The sequence below is a fragment of the Kiloniella litopenaei genome (assembly GCF_000982415.1).
GTDB classification, from domain to species: domain Bacteria; phylum Pseudomonadota; class Alphaproteobacteria; order Kiloniellales; family Kiloniellaceae; genus Kiloniella; species Kiloniella litopenaei.
The window spans coordinates 333066-351900 of record NZ_LANI01000003.1 but is presented as its reverse complement, the minus strand read 5'-3'; the positions used below and the strand labels follow the sequence as shown (position 1 = coordinate 351900).

15 protein-coding genes and 1 pseudogene are annotated in these 18835 nt (G+C 45.5%); 11 read left to right on the top strand and 5 right to left on the bottom strand.

The genetic code is table 11. From position 1 onward, the window contains the following. Positions 1-332 precede the first annotated feature (332 nt). Positions 333-908 (bottom strand): peroxidase-related enzyme, encoded by a 576-nt coding sequence (locus WH95_RS05765; RefSeq protein WP_046504183.1) that lies wholly within the window; start codon positions 906-908, stop codon positions 333-335. A 240-nt stretch (positions 909-1148) separates the two neighbouring features. Between WH95_RS05765 and WH95_RS05760 the strand changes: the two genes are divergently transcribed. The 7 genes from WH95_RS05760 to WH95_RS05730 all read left to right on the top strand — a co-directional run bounded on the left by WH95_RS05760 (position 1149) and on the right by WH95_RS05730 (position 9145). Continuing rightward, positions 1149-1808: a hypothetical protein gene (locus WH95_RS05760; RefSeq protein ID WP_046504181.1), complete on the top strand. Its 660-nt coding sequence runs from the start codon at positions 1149-1151 to the stop codon at positions 1806-1808. A gap of 358 nt (positions 1809-2166) precedes the next feature. Further along, complete coding sequence (locus WH95_RS05755) at positions 2167-2676, top strand: RNA polymerase sigma factor (protein ID WP_046504178.1); 510 nt, start codon at positions 2167-2169, stop codon at positions 2674-2676. A 133-nt stretch (positions 2677-2809) separates the two neighbouring features. Then, positions 2810-3778, top strand: coding sequence for a FecR family protein (locus tag WH95_RS05750; protein ID WP_046504176.1), 969 nt, complete (start codon positions 2810-2812; stop codon positions 3776-3778). A 124-nt stretch (positions 3779-3902) separates the two neighbouring features. Beyond that, positions 3903-6152 (top strand): TonB-dependent receptor, encoded by a 2250-nt coding sequence (locus tag WH95_RS05745; protein ID WP_046504174.1) that lies wholly within the window; start codon positions 3903-3905, stop codon positions 6150-6152. A gap of 65 nt (positions 6153-6217) precedes the next feature. Further along, on the top strand, positions 6218-7342 hold the full coding sequence (locus WH95_RS05740; protein WP_052741841.1) for an ABC transporter substrate-binding protein: 1125 nt from the start codon (positions 6218-6220) through the stop codon (positions 7340-7342). Beyond that, a complete protein-coding gene (locus tag WH95_RS05735; protein ID WP_046504168.1) occupies positions 7329-8378 on the top strand; it encodes a FecCD family ABC transporter permease in 1050 nt (349 codons plus the stop codon). Before WH95_RS05740 ends, WH95_RS05735 begins: the two co-directional genes overlap by 14 nt. Beyond that, positions 8375-9145: an ABC transporter ATP-binding protein gene (locus WH95_RS05730; protein ID WP_046504165.1), complete on the top strand. Its 771-nt coding sequence runs from the start codon at positions 8375-8377 to the stop codon at positions 9143-9145. Before WH95_RS05735 ends, WH95_RS05730 begins: the two co-directional genes overlap by 4 nt. Positions 9146-9281: 136 nt before the next feature. Here the strand turns inward: WH95_RS05730 and WH95_RS05725 are convergent, their stop codons facing one another. The 3 genes and pseudogenes from WH95_RS05725 to WH95_RS05715 form a co-directional block, all read right to left on the bottom strand. Further along, positions 9282-9767, bottom strand: a complete 486-nt coding sequence (locus WH95_RS05725) for a YajQ family cyclic di-GMP-binding protein (RefSeq protein WP_046504162.1) — start codon at positions 9765-9767, stop codon at positions 9282-9284. 180 nt (positions 9768-9947) lie between these two features. Next, positions 9948-11099, bottom strand: coding sequence for a methyl-accepting chemotaxis protein (locus WH95_RS21785; RefSeq protein WP_046504159.1), 1152 nt, complete (start codon positions 11097-11099; stop codon positions 9948-9950). Between the two features lie 4 nt (positions 11100-11103). Next, positions 11104-11559: pseudogene (locus tag WH95_RS05715) on the bottom strand (PAS domain-containing protein); the annotation flags it as partial. Positions 11560-12015: 456 nt separating this feature from the next. On the opposite strand from WH95_RS05715, the gene WH95_RS05710 reads away from it, so the two are divergent. Continuing rightward, positions 12016-13461 carry an MltF family protein gene (locus tag WH95_RS05710; RefSeq protein ID WP_052741826.1) on the top strand — a complete coding sequence of 482 codons (1446 nt, stop codon included), beginning with the start codon at positions 12016-12018 and terminating at the stop codon, positions 13459-13461. Positions 13462-13534: 73 nt separating this feature from the next. Here the strand turns inward: WH95_RS05710 and WH95_RS05705 are convergent, their stop codons facing one another. Next, positions 13535-14023, bottom strand: a complete 489-nt coding sequence (locus WH95_RS05705) for a YHS domain-containing (seleno)protein (protein WP_082114001.1) — start codon at positions 14021-14023, stop codon at positions 13535-13537. 214 nt (positions 14024-14237) lie between these two features. Here WH95_RS05705 and WH95_RS05700 point away from each other — a divergent pair, with 214 nt between their 5' ends. The 3 genes from WH95_RS05700 to WH95_RS05690 all read left to right on the top strand — a co-directional run bounded on the left by WH95_RS05700 (position 14238) and on the right by WH95_RS05690 (position 18833). Beyond that, positions 14238-15320 carry a DmpA family aminopeptidase gene (locus WH95_RS05700; protein WP_046504156.1) on the top strand — a complete coding sequence of 361 codons (1083 nt, stop codon included), beginning with the start codon at positions 14238-14240 and terminating at the stop codon, positions 15318-15320. 130 nt (positions 15321-15450) lie between these two features. Next, on the top strand, positions 15451-17250 hold the full coding sequence (locus WH95_RS05695) for a methyl-accepting chemotaxis protein (RefSeq protein ID WP_046504154.1): 1800 nt from the start codon (positions 15451-15453) through the stop codon (positions 17248-17250). Positions 17251-17339: 89 nt separating this feature from the next. Further along, complete coding sequence (locus tag WH95_RS05690; protein WP_046504151.1) at positions 17340-18833, top strand: alkaline phosphatase D family protein; 1494 nt, start codon at positions 17340-17342, stop codon at positions 18831-18833. Positions 18834-18835 lie beyond the last annotated feature (2 nt).

Below are 18835 nucleotides of genomic sequence, written 5' to 3'. Positions count from 1 at the left end.
TGTTTATTACTTTATCTGGTTGTGGTTTATTTTTTTGTTTACTTCAAATGAGACAAATTAAAGACCCTGTTTCCCCGATGTAAAAATCAGATGTAAAAATCAATCCCAGCACAACTATTAAACAATCACCGATAGATTTTCCAGAGGAAAGCAGAACCCGATAAAACTTGTATTTTTCAGGTTTTGAATCCATTAGGTATAGGAATTTCCCTGAATCTTGATTGATGTTCACTTCTGTTTGTAATTGCTTTATGGCGACCTTTTCTTGGTAATTGAATAGAGGACGATCTCTGATCAGAATTTTCTTAAAACAATGTCGAAACTAAAAACCATTACACCCCCCGCCCCATGGAATAGAACTCGTCATTCGGGCGCATGGAGGTGAAATTGGCCATGCGGTTGCTGAGGCCGAAGAGGGCGGTTATGGCGGCGATGTCCCAGATGTCTTCTTCTGTGAAGCCGTGGGCTTGAAGCTTTTCAAAATCCTCGTCGTTGGTTGACTGGGCATCGTTGGAGACCTTGAGGGCAAAGTCCAGCATGGCCATTTCCCTGGGCGAGATATCGGCCTTGCGATAGTTGGTGGCGATCTGGTCGGCAATCAGGGCGTTTTTCGCCCGAATACGCAGAACTGCGCCATGGGCGACAACACAGTAGTGACAGGCATTGTCGCTGGAGGTCGCAACGATGATCATTTCCCGGTCGGCCTGGCTCAGGTTGCTTTCTTTATTCATCAGGGCGTCATGATAGGCAAAGAAGGCGCGAAATTCTTCTGGTCGATGGGCCAGCACCAGAAACACGTTGGGAATAAAGCCTGCTTTTTCCTGAACGGCTAAAATCTTCTCTTTGATATCATCTGGCAGTGCATCTAGTTCTGGTAGGGGATAGCGGCTAATCGGGGGAGAGGACATGTGTCTCGTTTCCTTGTTTGAAGTGTATCTGGATTTAAAGTGTGCCTGAATTTAAAATGTGTTTTGCAGTTATATGTCTGTTCTCTTTAAGCAAGATTAGGCCGAGATCATAAAAACGGAAATAAATCTTTGGTATTTTATTCTTGAAGAGACAGTTGCCTAGTGTAAGAAATATACAATAAGTAGAGCACAAAAAATATTACACGCTTTAGTGTCGCATTCAAAAGGAAACAGATTTTAATGAAGCCAAAATTATCATGCCTGTTTATGTTGCCCTTTGTGTCATTGTTTGCTTCTTATTCTGCCTATGCCAGCGAAGATAATACGGTTGCTATTATTCAGGATATTGAACTTGAAAACCTTTCTTTAAAGAGCACAGCATCAGAAATTGAAGCCTTTCTCGCATCCTATCCTTCGTTACAATGTCAGCGTGTTGATGTGCCCGAAAGAAAAAGCGTGGTGAAGTCTCGTCCACCGAAACCACGGCAGCAAAACTGGAACTGTATGTATTCTGAACAGATAAAATCCCAAATTTTGAATGTTCGCATGTCTGGTGGTGTTGTTACGTTCTTGAGGTATGAAAAGAGAGATCAGGAATCTGATTTTTTTGAAGAAGCGAAAGCTTATATTGGCGATGTGAACAAGAAGCTGGAAGCATCGGGACTGGTCGAAACCCAAACGAATTCCCCGGATTTCATGACTTATGATGCAAAAGATATCGAAGGGGGATCAGCACCTGTTTTTATGCAGCAACTAAATGCGCGAAAAAAAGCGATGTGTAATGATTTGCCGGTTACCTTCAGCGTGTCTTTGAACACAAATAGCATGCCGTCCCAGAATGTGTATTCAGTCGGGATGAAACTGGAACGTAGTCCTACCCCGCTAGATTGCAAAAACTAAAGTAAGACGCAAAACAAGATTTACTGTTCGTACACGAAATTGCTCTTTCCACAGCAGGGTACAATAAACGCGAATACACACCGTCCCTGATCGGTAATGGGCGGCGTGTAAATGTGGACTGAAAAATGTTTCATTCTATATACCGGTATATTGTCAGGTTTTTTGTTCAGTTATCCTGATATCAGGATGAATGCGTCATTATGTGTCTGGAACGGTATTGCTGTGTTTGTGCCCTGCACTGGCTATCGATGTATAAAAAATAATACTTGTCCTTGGGGGGCAATAGGGTGTAGTTGATGATATTAATAATCATTATCAATTGCGCTTTGCGTATCGCATTAAGATGAGCTGAAATTTAATGCAATCCGGTTCCGATAGTCTTGATATATACCTCATCCACAGGGGGGAACTGGTTGGATATGCCAAGAAAATTCTTGGGGACGATTTCCATGCGGAAGATGTTGTTCAGGATGCTTATTTTCAGTTTGTAAAAGCCACCCAGGAAAAGAACGTTGTTGAGCCGCTGGCCTATCTATACGGCATTGTGCGTAACAGATGTTTTGATTTACAGCGAAAACTTGCCCGTGATCAGAGCCGGGATGATCTGGATGCCAACGCTGCGCTTAGCCTTTTATTAGAGGATAAACCATCCGTAGAGAGGGATGTCGCTGCAAGACAGGAACTTGAAGTGGTGAGGAAGGCGCTGGATGAGCTTCCAGAACGCTGTCGCATTGCATTTGAAATGCATCGATTTGGCAATTTTACCTATAAAGAAATTTCAGAAAAGTTAGGCGTTTCAATGGGAACCGCGCATTCACTGGTTCTGCAGGCGCTGGAATATTGCAGTGAAAAGCTGGTGCTGGATTAAAAATTTGAAAATTCTTACCTTGAGAACAGTCTATATAGAGTATTTAAATTATTACGTGTGTTTGGCTTCTTGTCGTCTTGTGATGGAATAATGAAGATTTCTGTTCAATACCTGTTCTCTGATGAGGGTGGTAATGCGTAACGTTACTCTCCCCCAAAAAGCCAGCGAGTGGTTGCTGGTCCTGAAAGAGAATCCTGACGATAAGAGGCTTAGATCTGCATTTTCGCAATGGTATGAGAAAAAGCCCGAGCATGCAGAGGCCTGGAAGAAAGCGGTCAAGGCTTATAGCTTGATGGGGGCTGTTGCTCCCCGGCATGCGGATCAATGGGCGGAACCTCAAATCGCAGAGGAGTATGCGCCCAAAAAGGTTATTGCTTTCCGTCGCCCTAAATTCAAAGTGGCGTCTTTTGTGGCCGTGGCGGCGTCAATTTTGCTTGCGCTTATTCTACGGTTTGAACCTCTTTCCGATTACGACTATGCGACGGCGACTGGCGAAATTCGGCAGGTTACACTGGCGGACGGAAGCAAGGTGTATATGGGGCCTGAAAGTAAGCTGAAATTGAACTATTCTGAACGTTCACGGGATGTCCAGTTGCTGGAAGGGCAGGCTTTTTTTGACGTCAGTCATAACCCGGAAAAATCCTTTCGGGTTTTTTCGCTTGGGACCGAAATCTCGGTTTTGGGGACGGCGTTTGATGTGAACATGGTCGATGAAAATGTTGGTGTGATGGTACAGGAAGGAACGGTTGCCGTTAAACCGGATCCGAAGAAACCTGATACAGAAATCCTCAAAATTGGGGATCGTATTGATGTCGCAAAATCCGGCGACTTTGTCCGGGGTCATATATCGCCAAAACATATTTCGGCATGGCGCGACGGGCGTTTTATCGCAAATGACCACTCTGCTTTGGACGTGGTGAAGGCGCTGGATCGACATTATAGCGGCATTGTTGTCATCGCCGATGAAGACCTGAAAAATCAACCTGTAACAGGTATGTATTTACTTTCAAAGCCAGTTCCTGCCTTGAAGGCGCTGGCGAAATCCATTGGGGCCGAAGCCTATCAAGTAACTCCTTGGTTTATTGTAATTTCAAATAGTTAGAATTTTTTTTCTAAAAAAAGATTCTTTTTTTGAAAATCTCCTTTCCCCAATCCGTCTTTATACAGTTTTAAATGAGACGCATTCTTAATTGAGTGCGTTTCTTTGGGGTATAAGGGAAAAGTTTATGAGTAGGTTTCGGGGGTATCCGCGCAATAAAAGTATATTGCAGGGAATAGCATTTGCATTGTTGATGGGGGGCACATTTGCCTATGCGCCAACCGTTGCTGCGCAAAGTACAATTAGTGAAGAATATGATTTCGATATCCCGTCACAGGATCTGGCAAATAGTTTAAGTACCTTTGGTATTCAATCCGGCCTACAGGTTTCTGCCCATGGTGACCTTGTTCGCGGCGTAAAGGCAAATGCCGTCAAGGGTCGAATGACAGCCCAGAATGCTTTGAATAAAATGATTGCCGGGCTGAATTTAAAGTACGAAGTCACTGCTGATGGCTCGGTTCTGGTGTCATCCAGCAATACAAAAGTGGATGAAGCAACACTGTCACCGATCCTGATTACAGGCGCATCGAATAATGATCGCCATGCAGGTAGTGCTGACCGTGTTGATTCCAAATATATATCAAGCGTAGATCTCGCACGTCGAAATCCGACGACGGTTAAAGAAGTTTTTGCTGGGGAAGCAGCTGTTTCCGTCGGTGGTGGAATCCCCGTTACGCAGAAGGTATATGTCCGTGGTGTCGAAGAACATAACCTTGCCGTGACCATTGATGGTGCCCGACAAAACAACAAGGTGTTCCATCACTCGGGAAATAATCTGATTGATCCCAGCCTTTTGAAAGCTATTCGGGTTGATCCAACAATAGCACCTGCAGATATTGGCCCCGGCGCTTTGGCTGGCGGGATCGTCTATGAAACGGTGGATGTTGATGACGTCCTGGAAGAGGGCAAAAGCTATGGTGGTTTTGTCACGGCAAGCTATGACACCAACAGTGAAACCTATACCAATGGGAATGCGTTGTATGGGCGTGTCGGTGATTTTGAAGCACTGGGCTTTTTCAAATGGGGCAAGGGTGATGACTATGATGATGGCGATGGCAATCAAACGGTTGGAACGGGAACAAACTTAAGATCTTTTCTTGGAAAAGCAGGGTACGAGCATGATGTTCATCGTTTTGAGATCTCGGGTGAACTTGTTGATGATGAAGCAGATCGTCCTTTCCGTGCCAACCTTCAGAATTTAACAAATAAAAATGAAGATCCTGAGCGTGTATATGCTGTAAAACGTTCAAACCTTGTCTTTAATTATAATATGACCGAGGCATCCGGCTGGATCGATCCACGAGTTACACTTGGGTATGGCGTGTCATCGGTTGAGGTGCCGTCCCCCTATGGCAGTGATGCCGCGACCACGAGTTTGTCTGGAAAGTTTGAAAACGACTTTAACTTTGATGAAAATAACAAGATTACTGCCGGTGTTGATTTTTATCACGATGTGAACGAATACAAAGACAATACAACTCCGTCTACCGATGAAAAGGCAACAAACGTAGGGATATTCGGCCAAGCCAGAATAGAACCATTGGAAAACCTGCGCCTTTCTTTTGGGGCCCGTGGTGATACACAGTATTTCACAGGGTTGGATGGAACCAACTTTGATAATCAGGGCCTGAGCGGGAATGTATCCGTTGCGTATGAAGTCATCGAGGGCGTGACCTTGAAGGGCGGCTACTCCAATGTTTTTGGCGGTATAAGTCTGGCCGAGGCATATATCTATAACCCCGGGGCCTGGGACTATAACAGTAATGAAGTAAAGCCAACCCGGTCACAAAACTATTCGTTTGGTTTTGAGACTGAGTTCAGGGGATTCAGCTTTGATGCGAGCGTTTTTAGCAGTGATATTGAAAATGCAAGACGGGCGTCATGGGGCGGAGGCCCTCACTTGAACCATGACTTTGTTACACGTGGTTTCGAAGTTGGTGCCGGTTATGACTGGACCGATGGTTTTGCCCGTATTTCCTATTCTGATACAGGTATTAAAGTTGACGGAGATCCCTCTTTATCTGACTCAGATACCACGCAGTATCTTGGTGCGCCTTTGGGACGTGTTATTGCTTTTGAGACAGCACATGGCTTTAAGGGCACGGGGCTTTCAATTGGGGGGACCATTGATGCTGCATTAAAAAATAAAGATACGACCAAAGGAGGGGGGAATCCTCAGGACAGTTATGCAACCTTTGGCCTTTATGCGGAATATAAGCCAGAGGATTTTGACTTCCTGACACTGCGATTGGAAGGCAATAATCTCAACGATGCGTCCTATGCAGATCGGGCATCCTATGGCCAGGAATTTACCAATGTTGAACCTGCATTAGAAGCAGGCCGGTCCTTCCTGTTCTCTGTTCGTGCAGATTTTTAATCTAATTTTTTAACCAGGTAGCCCGAAGTCTCAGGATTTCGGGCTAAAACCATATGGGGGCCAAAGTGTTAAAAGTACTCATTGGAACAATCTTGGCACTTAGTTTCATCAATGTTCGTGCCGCGAGTGCATTGGAAATTGTCGATTTGGCAGGGCGAAAAATCGAAATCAATGCTCCTGTAAAGTCGTTTGGAATGAGTGAAGGGCGCTACCTTACTGCTCTTTCCATGTTGCGTCCTGATGGGCCTGCAAAAGGGCTCGTTGGTATGATGTCACCGCTTCGTTGGACCCATCCAGAGCTGGAAAAACAACTGTTTGATAAGTTTCCTGAAGCCATGGACATCCCTGTTTTTGGCTTGAATGGGGCAGAGAGTGTCTCGGCCGAAAAGATTATCGATCTTCAGCCAGAAGTTATTATGCTGGGCCTAAGTGATCACGGACCCAATACAAAAAGTGCGGAACTTCTGAAACAACTGGAAGCTGCCGGTATTAAAGTTGTATTTATCGATTTTCGCCTCGACCCATTAAACAATACCGTTCCGTCGATTGAGTTGATGGGGAAAATTTTTGGTGTTGAAGCACGAGCCCAAGAATACATCGACTTTTACCAGAAACGTTTTGATTTAATCCGTGATCGACTTTCAAGTGTCGATAAGAAACCGAGTGTATTTTTGCAGGTGCATGCAGGAAGACGAGAGTGCTGTTGGGGCATGGCTGATGGAATGCTTGGCCCCTTCGTCGAAGTTGCTGGTGGCAAAAATATTGCGGATGCTGTCGCGCCCGGCCCCACCGCTCTGCATACAAGCGAGTTTTTGCTAAATGAAAATCCTGACGTCTGGATTGGGACTGCCTCTGGAACCTTAGGGGAGTTTAAATCAGGTGCTTTGCCCGTTGCCATGGGGGCGGGAATGACGGCGGAGATGGCTGTGCAAAGTTTATCTGGCTACTTGGCCGCGAATGAATTTCAGGCAATGGATGCTGTCCGTAACAGCCGTGCGCACAGCTTTTGGCATAACTTCTATAACTCTCCGTTCAATATTGTCGTTCTGGAAGCTTTTGCAAAGTGGATACATCCTGATCGCTTTCAAGATCTTGATCCACAACAAAGCCTGATTGATCTCTACGATAAGTTTATGCCGTTCGGCGTTGATGGTGAATATTTTGCGACCTATCGACATGATGCAAACTAGTACTCTTGATGTCGAATTTTCACGCCTAACCCGACGGCGTATTCTCATTTTGTCTGGACTGTCGGCAGCACTTGTTCTCAGCCTTTGGCTGGATATTCTCGCCGGGCCGTCTGGTTTGAGCGCCGGACAGATTATTGATGGTTTGATAAATCCTCAAAACCTTGAGTTGCGATACAAAATCATTTTGTGGGACGTGCGGTTACCCGATGCATTGATTGCGATTGTCGTTGGGGCTGCACTGGGGCTATCGGGGATCGAGACACAAACTGTGTTGGATAATCCCCTGGCAAGCCCCTTCACACTTGGGGTGTCATCAGCCGCTGTCCTTGGCGCAAGTGCTGCAATTGTCTTGCTGCCGGCAATCCCCTTTGTACCGCCAGCATTTATTTTGCCTGTGTTGGCTCTTTTTGGCGCCTTGGGATCGGCTTGTTTGATTTTGATTGTTGTTCGACTTTCTGGCGGGTCCCGTGAAACTGTTATTTTGTTCGGTATTGCCTTGGTATTTTTATGTAATGCGATTGCATCGGGGTTTCATCTGATTGCTGATGCTGATGCGCTGCAACAGGTTGTGTTCTGGATGATTGGGAATCTCACCAAAGCCGGGTGGCTGGAAGTGGCTATTGTGGCGTGTTGTTTCCTTGTCATCTTTCCCTTTAGCATGAAGCATGTCTGGTTATTAACGCTATTACGCGGCGGCGAAGCGCACGCCAGAAGCACAGGCATTAATGTCTCAAGATTAAGGACATGGGTGATTATTCGGGCTTCAATCCTGGCGGCCTTTGCTGTGTGTTTTGTTGGTACAATCGGTTTTGTCGGCTTGGTTGGCCCTCATATAGCGCGTCTGTTGCTTGGTGAAGATCATCGGATGCTGGTGCCGGGCGCTGTTTTATGTAGTGCGTTGATATTGTCGATTGCTTCCGGATTATCCAAAACACTTATTCCGGGGGTTATTATACCCGTGGGGATTTTAACGGCAATTGTTGGCGTTCCCCTGTTTTTGTCTTTGCTGGTTCAAAGACGGGGAAGGCTATCATGAGATTAACGGTCAAAAATCTATCTGCTTTTTACGGCAAAAAACAAATTTTGCATGACATCAGCTTTCCGGATGTAAAGGGTGGAATGATTGTTGGTTTGCTGGGGCCTAATGCCTCTGGCAAGTCAACCCTTATGAAATGTCTTTCCGGGGAGAATAAATCAAAAGGCGATGTTATTTTTGATGGTGATTGTTTGCATGTGGTAGGAAGAAAAAAATGGTCTGAGAAAGTCGCCACGATGCCTCAGACCGCGCCTGCGCCGACCGCTTTGACGCCAACAGAGTTGATGTGGAGTACGGCGCGTGCTCTTGCTTTGCCCTATAGTAATAAAGAGCTGTCTCGTAAAATTGAAGGTATTTTTGATGCTTTGGGATTAAGTGACTTTCAACTGGATGCTTTGCACACATTATCTGGGGGTAAACGTCAGTTAATTGGATTGGCTTTGGCTTTTATCCGAGAGCCAGAGCTTCTATTGCTTGATGAGCCGACATCGGCGCTGGATTTGCATTGGCGAATGATTGTACTGGACCTTGTAAAACGCAAAGTTCAGGAAGAAGGCAGTGTATCCATCGCGGCATTGCACGATCTGGATTTAGCAGCTCGATATTGTGATCTTTTGGTTTTGCTGGAACAGGGAAGGGTTATTGCAAGCGGTACACCCCAAGAGGTTTTAGTTCGGGATAATCTTGCTCGTGTTTACCAAGTCGAGACAGAAATTGATCAGTCGAAACACGGTTATACGCGTGTTGATATCATTGGTGCTCTCTAAATAGAGAGAGTCTTATGACGGAAAATCCTCTTCTGGTAAGGGATACAAATACACTGATAGAGGTTATTGTCTAGACGTGGGTTTAAAAGCCCGACAGAAAATGCCGGGCTTTGGTCGTGCATCGATAATTTCAGCGTTAATCCCTGAAGTTTTCAAACTGAAGGGGCTGTTCGATATTAAGTTCCTTGATCATGGCAATGGCGCCTTGAAGATCGTCGCGCTTTTTGCCTGTGATGCGGACTTCATCGCCTTGAACGGCGGCCTGAACTTTAAGCTTGGATTGTTTGACGGCAGTGGTGATCTTCTTTGCCAGTTCGCGGTCAATCCCCTGTTTTAGGGTAACGTGTTGGCGAACCATATTGCCGGATGCGGCTTCTTCCTTGCCAAAATCCAGTGCCGCCGCGTCGATACCGCGACGGGTAACGTGGCCTTTGAGGAGTTCCTGCATTTGGGTCAGCTTCAGATTGTCATCGGCCAGAATGGTAATGATTTCGCCCTCAATTGTGATTTCACAGTTGGAGCCTTTGAAATCATAGCGTTGGGTAACTTCCCGACGCACACCATCAAGCGCGTTGTTGACTTCCGGCATATCGGTTTTAGAGACGATATCAAATGATGGCATCGTGAATTATTCCTTATGTACTGATGTCTGTTGTTCTTGAATAGTTGAATTTAATAACGGCAGGACGAAAACCCCGTACTGTTCCTATTCTTTTCAAGTCAGCAGAATAGCCGAACTGTACGGGGGTTAAAATATAAAAGTCGTTACTTTAACGGTTGTGGGCTTTGCCTTTGGGTGACGCTAAATAACAGCCCTGACTGATTCAAGGAAGCGATTGACTTCGACATTCAGAATTTCGCCCTGTTTGGAAAGCTCTGTCGAGGCTGTGAGGACATCTTTTGACGCATTCCCGGTTTCAACAGACCCTTGTGTGACCTTCTGAATATTGGTTGTAACCTCTGCTGTACCTGCAGAGGCTTCGTCGACGTTATGAGCGATTTCTCGTGTTGCAGAGCCTTGTTCATCGATAGAGGCAGAAATGGTTTCAAAACTCTCGTTAATTTGCTCGATAACAGATTTAATTCTATCTACCGCTGACACAGCATTGGTTGTGGCTTCTTGTACCCCCGAAATTTGTTGAGCAATTTCCTCTGTGGCTTTTGCAGACTGGTTGGCGAGGTTTTTGACCTCTGATGCCACCACGGCGAAACCTTTGCCGGCTTCACCTGCACGTGCTGCTTCGATGGTCGCGTTGAGTGCGAGCAAGTTGGTTTGTTCAGCAATATCCTTAATCAGATGCATTACTTCACCAATTTTTTGCGAAGAGTCTGAGAGCGTCAAAATCATGTCAGCAGTCTTTTGTGCTTCTTTGACAGCCTCTATCGATACGCCAGAGGAATGTTGCACCTGTCTATTGATCTCATTAATCGAGCCTGAAAGTTCTTCGGCGGCTGAAGCCACGGTTTGAACATTTACCGATGCCTCTTCCGCTGCGGCCGCAACAACGGTGGCCTGTTCACTGGTTTGGCTCGCTGTATTGGTCATCGTTTCTGATGTGGCGTTAAGCTCGGTGGAGGCCGAAGAGACGGTTGAAACAATTGACCCCATAGAGGTTTGAAATTCATCAATAATATTTGAAAAACCGTTAACTTTGTTTTCCATAGAATCCATTGCTTCGTTGATTGTTCGGCTGGCAACGCCAAAGGATCCAAGCATGCCCTTTTCGGCAATACGTCTATAATATTTATTCTGACTGGTGTATTCCAACGATGCCGTCGCTTCACGCATGAAAGCGTCGGTGCGATCAATCATTAGATTAATGGCGTGCATAACCGCGGCGACTTTGCCTTTGGATTGAATGTCGATGATCCGGGCCTCAAAATCGCCGTTAGAAACTGCGGTACATACATCGAGTATCTTTTGTAATTCTTTGTCAGAGCATCTTGCGAACATTTTGTTACCCCGCTTTTCGCATTATATTTGCTATAAACTCGTCATAGGCTTGTGCCTGTTCATGCAGAACCGCCGCCAGTTTTTCGTATGATTTTTCCAGTCCGGTTTTTCGATCTGATTGCCGTTCAATGGTCAATAGTTCCTGATAAAGGGGGATGATTGTTTCATCCAATACGGCCCGATCCGGAACCCGGCGGTTGGAATGATAGCCGGTCACCTTTCCTTGTGGGTTTCTGCTGGGGGTGACATGGGCAATTACCCAATAATAATCCCCCATTTTGGTTCGATTTTTTACGTAGGCGAAAATTTCCTGACCGTTTTGAAGGGTATCCCATAAAAGTTTGAAAATGGAACGGGGCATATCCGGGTGGCGAATCAGACTGTGCGGTTGGCCCAGGACTTCTTTTTCTTTGTAATCGGCAATGTCTAAGAATGTTTGATTTGCATAGGTAATTCGACCTTTTAGGTCTGTTTAGCTGACAATGATATCGTCATCGTTAAAAAAGCGTTCTTTATCGGTTACGGGTAAATCCTTCATGTGGACCTCGGCAAGGGTGGCAAATATAGGGGCTGATCCAGTCGTACGGCGAGCACACAAACGAGCGATCTTTATCGTTCGTTATAACTGGTTTAACGCACTGAGGTTTTGGTACCGCACATGTTAATTTTTAATGAAAAAGAAGGTGAGATTTCACATTTATTTTCATGTGAAAAGGTGTCTGTAAAATGCGACTTTATATTTGTTCACGGACTTTCTTTTTCAAAGGTAGGATATCAGGGAATTCCTTAATAAATAACTACTTAAGGGGGAATCATATTGGTACTTATTATTTTCCAGTTGTTTTTCGTGTAATGCGAGTGCTGCTCATCGTGTGAAAATTTGTTAGAGTAGTCCAAATTAAAAAAGGGGCTGGTTTTGTTTAAAAGATATTTTCTATCAAAGCGTTTGCTCAATTTGCTTGGTTTTTTCTGCATATTCTCTCTGTTTGTTCAAGAGGGGGCATCAGCAGCCCCAAGCCTTTTGATTGAATCTGGCGAAGGATACGTTGGGGATCTGGATAGCCTTGTCGAGAAGCGAACCATTCGGGTTCTGGTTAATTACAGCCCGACAAACTTTTTTATCGTTGATGGTAAACCACGGGGGTTTGAATATGATCTGATGGAAGAGTTCCGCCAGTCTTTGAAAAGGCAAATTCCCAAAGACAAATGGCCAATTGTATTTATTTATAAACCTGTTGCATTTGGTGACTTGTTACCTTTGCTCGAAGCAGGTTATGGCGATATTGCTGTCGGTGGCTTAACCATTACTGAAGAGCGCAAAGAGAAAATAGATTTTACGAAACCCTATTTGCGCGATGTCGCGGAATCGATTGTTGGGCGGTCGGATTTACCTAAAATTCAGCGACTTGAAGATTTGGCAGGGAAGTCAATTTTTGTTAATCCAGAGAGCAGCTTTGCCGAGCATCTTGCCGTTGTGAATGAAGACTTTGATCGGCGTGGGCTTGAGCCAATCAAGATAATTCCGGCGAATTTAAAGCTAACTGACGAAGATATATTGCAGATGGTAAACTCTGGGATCGTCGACTTTACCGTTGCCGATTTGCACGTCGCAGAAAATTGGGCGCAAATACTTCCTAATCTGCGGGTCTATGACCAAATAACAATTCATGATAATGGCAGGCTTGCCTGGGCCATCCGACAAAATAGTCCCCAGTTAATGACGGCTATAAACAAGTCAATGAAGTCAGTGAAAAAGGGAAGTTTGCTGGGTAATATCTATTTCAAGAAATACTTTGAGCAAACAAAGTGGATAGAAAATCCGCTCCGTCGTAGAGAAGCCAAGAAGCTTAAAACAAAACGAAAACTTTTTGAGAAATATGGACAGGAATACGGAATTGACTGGCTGGCTCTTGCGGCACTTGGATACCAGGAATCAAGGCTTGATCAGTCAGTTAAAAGTGATGCGGGTGCGGTTGGTATCATGCAGGTTTTGCCCACAACAGCAGCGGGAAAACCCATTAGTATAAACAATGTAGATGATATCGACGGAAATATACATGCGGGGACAAAATATCTGGCCCATTTACGCGATACCTATTTTAATGACCCGGAAATAGCCGATGATGATCGACTGGACTTTATGCTTGCCGCATATAATGCCGGACCCAATAAAGTCCGGCGTATGCGGGAACAGGCGGCAAAAGAAGGATTAAACCCCAATAAATGGTTTTCGAATGTTGAACAAATAGCCCGCAAGGTCATCGGACGTGAAACCGTGGACTATGTAGCCAACATTACCAAGTATTACAGCGCCTATAGACTTGCCTTTGATTATCACGTCAGTGATTTGGCCGATGACTAAAAAGTGCAAAGTCCAGTATTATTCCATTCGATAAAAGTGGCGTGTTTTTTTGTAACCAGACTTGAAATATTGTTTAGTCGTTAAGGACCTTGGGCCAGTTATTATCGCCTTTATGGATGTTGCCGGGTATATCCTTTTCCCATCTGGTTTGAATATCTTTGCTATAGTTTAGATAGAGTTTGTTATCGACAATTTTCCAGGCGAAAGGATCAGTCGAAGCAGTATCTCCTTGCGCGACAGCCCATGCGCAATAACCACCATACTGTGGTGCATAGGTTTCAGGGGATGCAATAAAAGCTTCCATATTTTCCTTGCTCGAAAAATACCAGGTTGCGCCCATCCACTCAGTCTGATGATCTTTCGTCCCTTCCACTGGTTTTCCAGCTTTAAAGTAGGCTACCGGGTCATAGCCATTTATCGCAAGTGAAGAGAGAAAGCTGGTGTAAACAGGGTCTTGAGCTGCAAAGGATGTTGTTGGTACAGCTATTGCCAAGGCACCTGCTGTGCCGGTGGTCACAAGCTTGATAAATTGGCGTCTGTTTACAGAGTGCGAGTATGACATTGTTCTCTCCTTTGATCATTGTCATACAAGATAAGTGGCAAGAGGATAAAGTGCATATCACATTATGTTGAGCTATTCTCTGCTTTTTGAAATTGGCGCTGTATCGATTGATTTAGCTGTTGATCTACGGGGGAATACAAGGCGATTTGATTGGGTTAACAATTGAACAAACTGCTTTAATGGTCTCGATTAGGATAGAAAGAAAGACTTTACGATGACATCGAAAAGAGTACGGCTTCGGGAACTGGGGATAAATATCGGTTCATTGCCGATTGGCACCTATAACGCAATCACAGATGTGCCCGGTGTTGAAGTTGGCCATGCAACAGTGCACGAAGATACCCCGTCCGTCCTTCGGACGGGCGTCACAGCCATTCTGCCGTTGGGGAAAGACAAAGTCTGGAGCCACGGTGTTTTTGCCGGGTCCAGTGTTTTCAACGGTTACGGCGAAATGACGGGGCGTGGTTGGCTGGAAGAGGCGGGGCAACTGTCGTCACCAATTCTTTTAACGTCTTACTATGGCGTCGGAGCTGTTCATCGGGGTATCAATAAGCTGTGTGATGACAAGGATACACATAGCGGGACGCATCCGATTGTTGCCGAAACCTGGGATGGTTGGTTGAGTGATCCCAATGCGTTTGCATTGACCACAGAGCACGTTGCCCAAGCGATGGAGAATACAAGGCCGGGCCATGTAGACGAAGGCTGTGTCGGTGGTGGAACAGGGATGGTTTGCCACGATTTCAAGGCCGGGATTGGAACGTCTTCTCGACAGGTCAGCGTTCTGGGGAAACCCTATACCGTGGGGGTGTTGGTACAGGCCAATTATGGTGACCGGAAAGACTTTCGCGTTAATGGTGTTCCTGTTGGATTACAGATCCCGGCAACAGAGGTTCCTGTGCCGGATCGAAAAAGAGTCCCGCATGTTGAGGACGGATCAATCATTATTGTTATTGCTACGGATGCACCTATTTCTTCGAAACAGTGTGACCGTCTGGCTCGCCGGGCAACGTTGGGGTTGGGTCGTACAGGTGGTTTTGGCCATAATGGTAGTGGCGACTATGCGATCGCGTTCTCTACGGGGAATACTTTGAAATTACGTAAAGAAGGGTTGCACGAAGGCTTAAAGATTATCCCGGAAAAAGATATCAACCCGCTTTTCCATGGGGTTGTCGAAGCAACCGAAGAAGCCATTGTAAACTCGCTTTGTATGGCTGTAACGACACAAGGATATAAAGGGCGTGTTGTGCATGAGCTTCCATTAGCGAGAATGACCGACATCCTGAATAGAAAATAATTCTTAAGTATATGGTTAGAAAGAATATTTATCGAAATAGGGTCATTAAAACTCAGTAAAACTGTCATCATTAGTTGATATCGATTCTCACAACGGAAAAGCCAGTATTTGATTACATTGTGAGGGTGTTATGATAACCGCCATTAAATCCCGTATTGATATAAAGCTGATTATCGCATTGATAACGGTGTTGGTCCCGCTTATGGCGGGGCTGTTATTCGGGTTTGAGCTTCTGATGAAAAATATGATGCAGAAAGAAGAGGCAAGAAGCCAACTTTTGCGCGAAATGAATCAGATGTTGCGGGCAGAGATAACGGACCTACAGACCCGTTATCTTTCCATCGGCACACATCTAGAGGTTAATGCCTCTAAAGAAATTGAAAACTGGGCTTTGTCACAAGGGGCAAGTGTTATCATTCACGATGGCCGAAAGGATATTAAAGCCCGTTATAAAAAACGAAAACAGCGCAGGGATCTATCCAAGAACGGTTTTTTTGTGATTGACGAGGGGGCGGGGAAACCTTCGGTATCTCTTGGTGTGTTTACGGCTAGTCAGTATCAGGAAAAGGTAAAAGAATTTCGCTTTGATAAACTTGCTCTCACAGAGATTGAACAGGAAGTGGCAAGGATTTCCAAGGAAAATTCTGGTGATGATGCGTTAGCGCAAAAAGTTTTGTCCTTAAAAGGGATACTGGCAGACGCGACGCTGGAGGCCGAACAAAAACGTATCGCGATACTTCAACATGTTGATGTCATTCGTGAAAAAGATGAAGAAGTAAAGGCCTTTGCTGACTTGGCCCTTATGATTTCCATAAGTCTTGGTGGTGCAGCTGTTGTTCTCATTCTTGGTGTAATTTTCGGTGTAAATCGTAGCCTGGTAACACGATCATTAGTACGATTGCAGGCCGCAGCCCGTGAGGTTGCCGATGGTGGAAGTGTTCAGTTACGAGAAGCAAACCGTATTGATGAGATTGGTTCTCTTGCCCGCGGGGTCGAGCGTTTCCAACAGGCAAGGGATGAAGCTGCGGTTTTGCGCGAAGAGAACGAGAAGGAACGTTTGAGAAATCAAAAAGCGGTTGAAGACAAGCTGATCAATGTGGCGTCGCAACTTGAAAGCGGTATGAATTCCAGCGTAAAAAGCGTAACCCTTCACGCCGATGATTTGGTGGTGATGTCCGACCAACTACAAAGCTTTGCTTCCAACACTAACCAACAGGCTGGCGAAACAATTGAATTGGCAGATATCAATGCCAAAATGGCTGGTGAAATCAGAGAGCTTTCTGAAAATCTGATAACGTGTAGTGCAGAAATGTCTGAGGCAGTTGATCAGCAAATAAAGCTAACGTCTTTGGCAACCAAGGATACCAAAGAGGCACATTCCACCGTAGAAGATCTTTATGAAACAGCTAATCAGGTTGAAGAAATCATTGAGATGATTCAAAAGATTGCCGGACAAACACACCTCTTGGCTTTGAATGCGACGATTGAGGCTTCACGTGCCGGTGTTGCAGGAGCGGGTTTTGCTGTTGTTGCTGAAGAAGTGAAGAAGCTGTCTGCCGAAACATCACAAGCAACTGATGCGATTGCCATCAGGGTTAAATCTATTCGCGATGTATCCGAACAAGCAGCACAGGGGATCACCACGATCGAAGGGCGTATCAATCAGGTGGATCAATCAATGCGCGGTCTGGTTCAGCTGTTTGAGGCACAGTCCGATGCATCCAACGGCATTGCCCGATTTGTGAAAGATTCTGTGGAAAATGCGAACAAGGTATCTGGCAGTACAGCAGCCATGCGGGATGCTTCTAGAACCACTGGCGATGCAACCGATAAATTGATGAAGACGTCGGATCTAATTAAATCTGCTTTGGGGCATATGCAGAACGATCTAAGGCTAATTTTGAATGCGGCGTCATCTCCTGTTCAGTGATTAAGTTCCCTTTTTATTCAACTTAATGTGGCACAGCTTTTCCTGGTTCGATACTCTCTAAACAAATATGAAACTTAGGGAGCAATATTATGGATCTCAAACTCGGCCCAATTTTGAATTTGCGAACAGCGGAAGAGGACTTTTGGGATCTGTCGATATTGGTTGTGTCAAAGACAGCAACCTCTGATTTGACCTTCAGGGTGGAAAAAGGGGAATGTGTGTCTCGCGCAACCTTATATGAATCAAAAGGTTTTATTGTGTCGCGGTTTGATGTCCGTGTGTTGCGCGAACTAGAAGCTATAGAGGTTAAGTACTTTATTGGATTTGACTTTTGGATGTTCACTGTCCCGGCACAGGGTGCCGATCCACAAATGACTTTTCTTTCCTGTAATGGCTTTTCTGCCCCAAGTGAAATTAAAAAAGTCGATGATAAAAATGCCATGTGGAAGGCCTTGCTCTTCCAGCATCGGGTGACGCCTTATAATTTGATGATTATGGGCGGTGATCAGGTCTATGCCGATGAGATATGGGAACGCTGTTCCGAGATTAAAAAATGGGTTGAATTATCAAGGGCGGAACGTAGGAAGCGTAAGTTTACAGCGGCGATGCGAGATCAGGTTGATCGCTTTTATTTTGATCTCTATTGCCAGCGCTGGAAACAGCCCGTTGTGGCTGAAGCTCTTGCCTCTATTCCCACAGCCATGATGTGGGATGATCACGATATCTTTGATGGGTGGGGATCTTATGCTGCGGAAGATCAGGAGTGTGATGTTTATCAGGGGATCTTTAGTATTGCGCGAAAGTACTTTGCCTTGTTCCAGCAACAGCTTTCGATATCAGAAGATGAAAAACATCCCTCGGCGTTGCCGACCCACGGTTTTTCTACGGCCCTTCGGGCTGGAAACTATCTGGTCTTATCTTTAGACACACGCACAGAAAGAACGCAAAAGCAGGTTCTTTCACGGGAAAGCTGGGATCTGATTTGGCAGTATCTTGATGAATTGAACTCAGTGAGTGAGGGTGGGCCAAGGCATTTGCTTTTTGTGTCTCCCGTACCCGTGGTTCATGCTGATTTTGGATCTATTGAAAGCCTTATGGGCTGGCTGCCGGGGGAACAGGAACTTGAAGATGATTTACGGGATCATTGGCAAAGTCCAAATCATCGTGCAGAACGTTTGCGGATGATCCACCGTTTACTGGGGCTTATGGCCGATAAAGCCTGCCGTGTGACGATTTTGTCCGGTGATGTCCATGTTGCTTGTCTGGGCGTTATTGAAAGCGAGCGCGGGGAAGCTGCGCCGGGGCGCTCAAAGGTCATCAACCAATTGACAGCCTCGGGGATCGTTCATCCTTCTCCTCCAAAGCTGATGGGGTGGCTGTTAACGCAACTCAGTGATGAGGTTGAACCGATTGAGCAAGGCATCACAGCACGGATGATGGAGCTTCCGACACAGCGCAAAAAATATCTCCTTGCCCGGAACTTTCTGAGTTTAGAGCCGGATAAGGAAAATCGCTTGTGGGCGAACTGGTATGTCGAAGGTTTGGATACACCTGTTACAAAGGTAATCCACGCCATTCAGTGATA

Excerpts from the sequence above, each read along its gene's own strand:
- WH95_RS05765 (WP_046504183.1), bottom strand. The coding sequence starts at position 908 with ATGTCCTCTCCCCCGATTAGCCGCTATCCCCTACCAGAACTAGATGCA.
- WH95_RS05760 (WP_046504181.1), top strand. The coding sequence starts at position 1,149 with ATGAAGCCAAAATTATCATGCCTGTTTATGTTGCCCTTTGTGTCATTG.
- WH95_RS05755 (WP_046504178.1), top strand. The coding sequence starts at position 2,167 with ATGCAATCCGGTTCCGATAGTCTTGATATATACCTCATCCACAGGGGG.
- WH95_RS05750 (WP_046504176.1), top strand. The coding sequence starts at position 2,810 with ATGCGTAACGTTACTCTCCCCCAAAAAGCCAGCGAGTGGTTGCTGGTC.
- WH95_RS05745 (WP_046504174.1), top strand. The coding sequence starts at position 3,903 with ATGAGTAGGTTTCGGGGGTATCCGCGCAATAAAAGTATATTGCAGGGA.
- WH95_RS05735 (WP_046504168.1), top strand. The coding sequence starts at position 7,329 with ATGATGCAAACTAGTACTCTTGATGTCGAATTTTCACGCCTAACCCGA.
- WH95_RS05730 (WP_046504165.1), top strand. The coding sequence starts at position 8,375 with ATGAGATTAACGGTCAAAAATCTATCTGCTTTTTACGGCAAAAAACAA.
- WH95_RS05725 (WP_046504162.1), bottom strand. The coding sequence starts at position 9,767 with ATGCCATCATTTGATATCGTCTCTAAAACCGATATGCCGGAAGTCAAC.
- WH95_RS21785 (WP_046504159.1), bottom strand. The coding sequence starts at position 11,099 with ATGTTCGCAAGATGCTCTGACAAAGAATTACAAAAGATACTCGATGTA.
- WH95_RS05705 (WP_082114001.1), bottom strand. The coding sequence starts at position 14,023 with ATGTCATACTCGCACTCTGTAAACAGACGCCAATTTATCAAGCTTGTG.
- WH95_RS05700 (WP_046504156.1), top strand. The coding sequence starts at position 14,238 with ATGACATCGAAAAGAGTACGGCTTCGGGAACTGGGGATAAATATCGGT.
- WH95_RS05695 (WP_046504154.1), top strand. The coding sequence starts at position 15,451 with ATGATAACCGCCATTAAATCCCGTATTGATATAAAGCTGATTATCGCA.
- WH95_RS05690 (WP_046504151.1), top strand. The coding sequence starts at position 17,340 with ATGGATCTCAAACTCGGCCCAATTTTGAATTTGCGAACAGCGGAAGAG.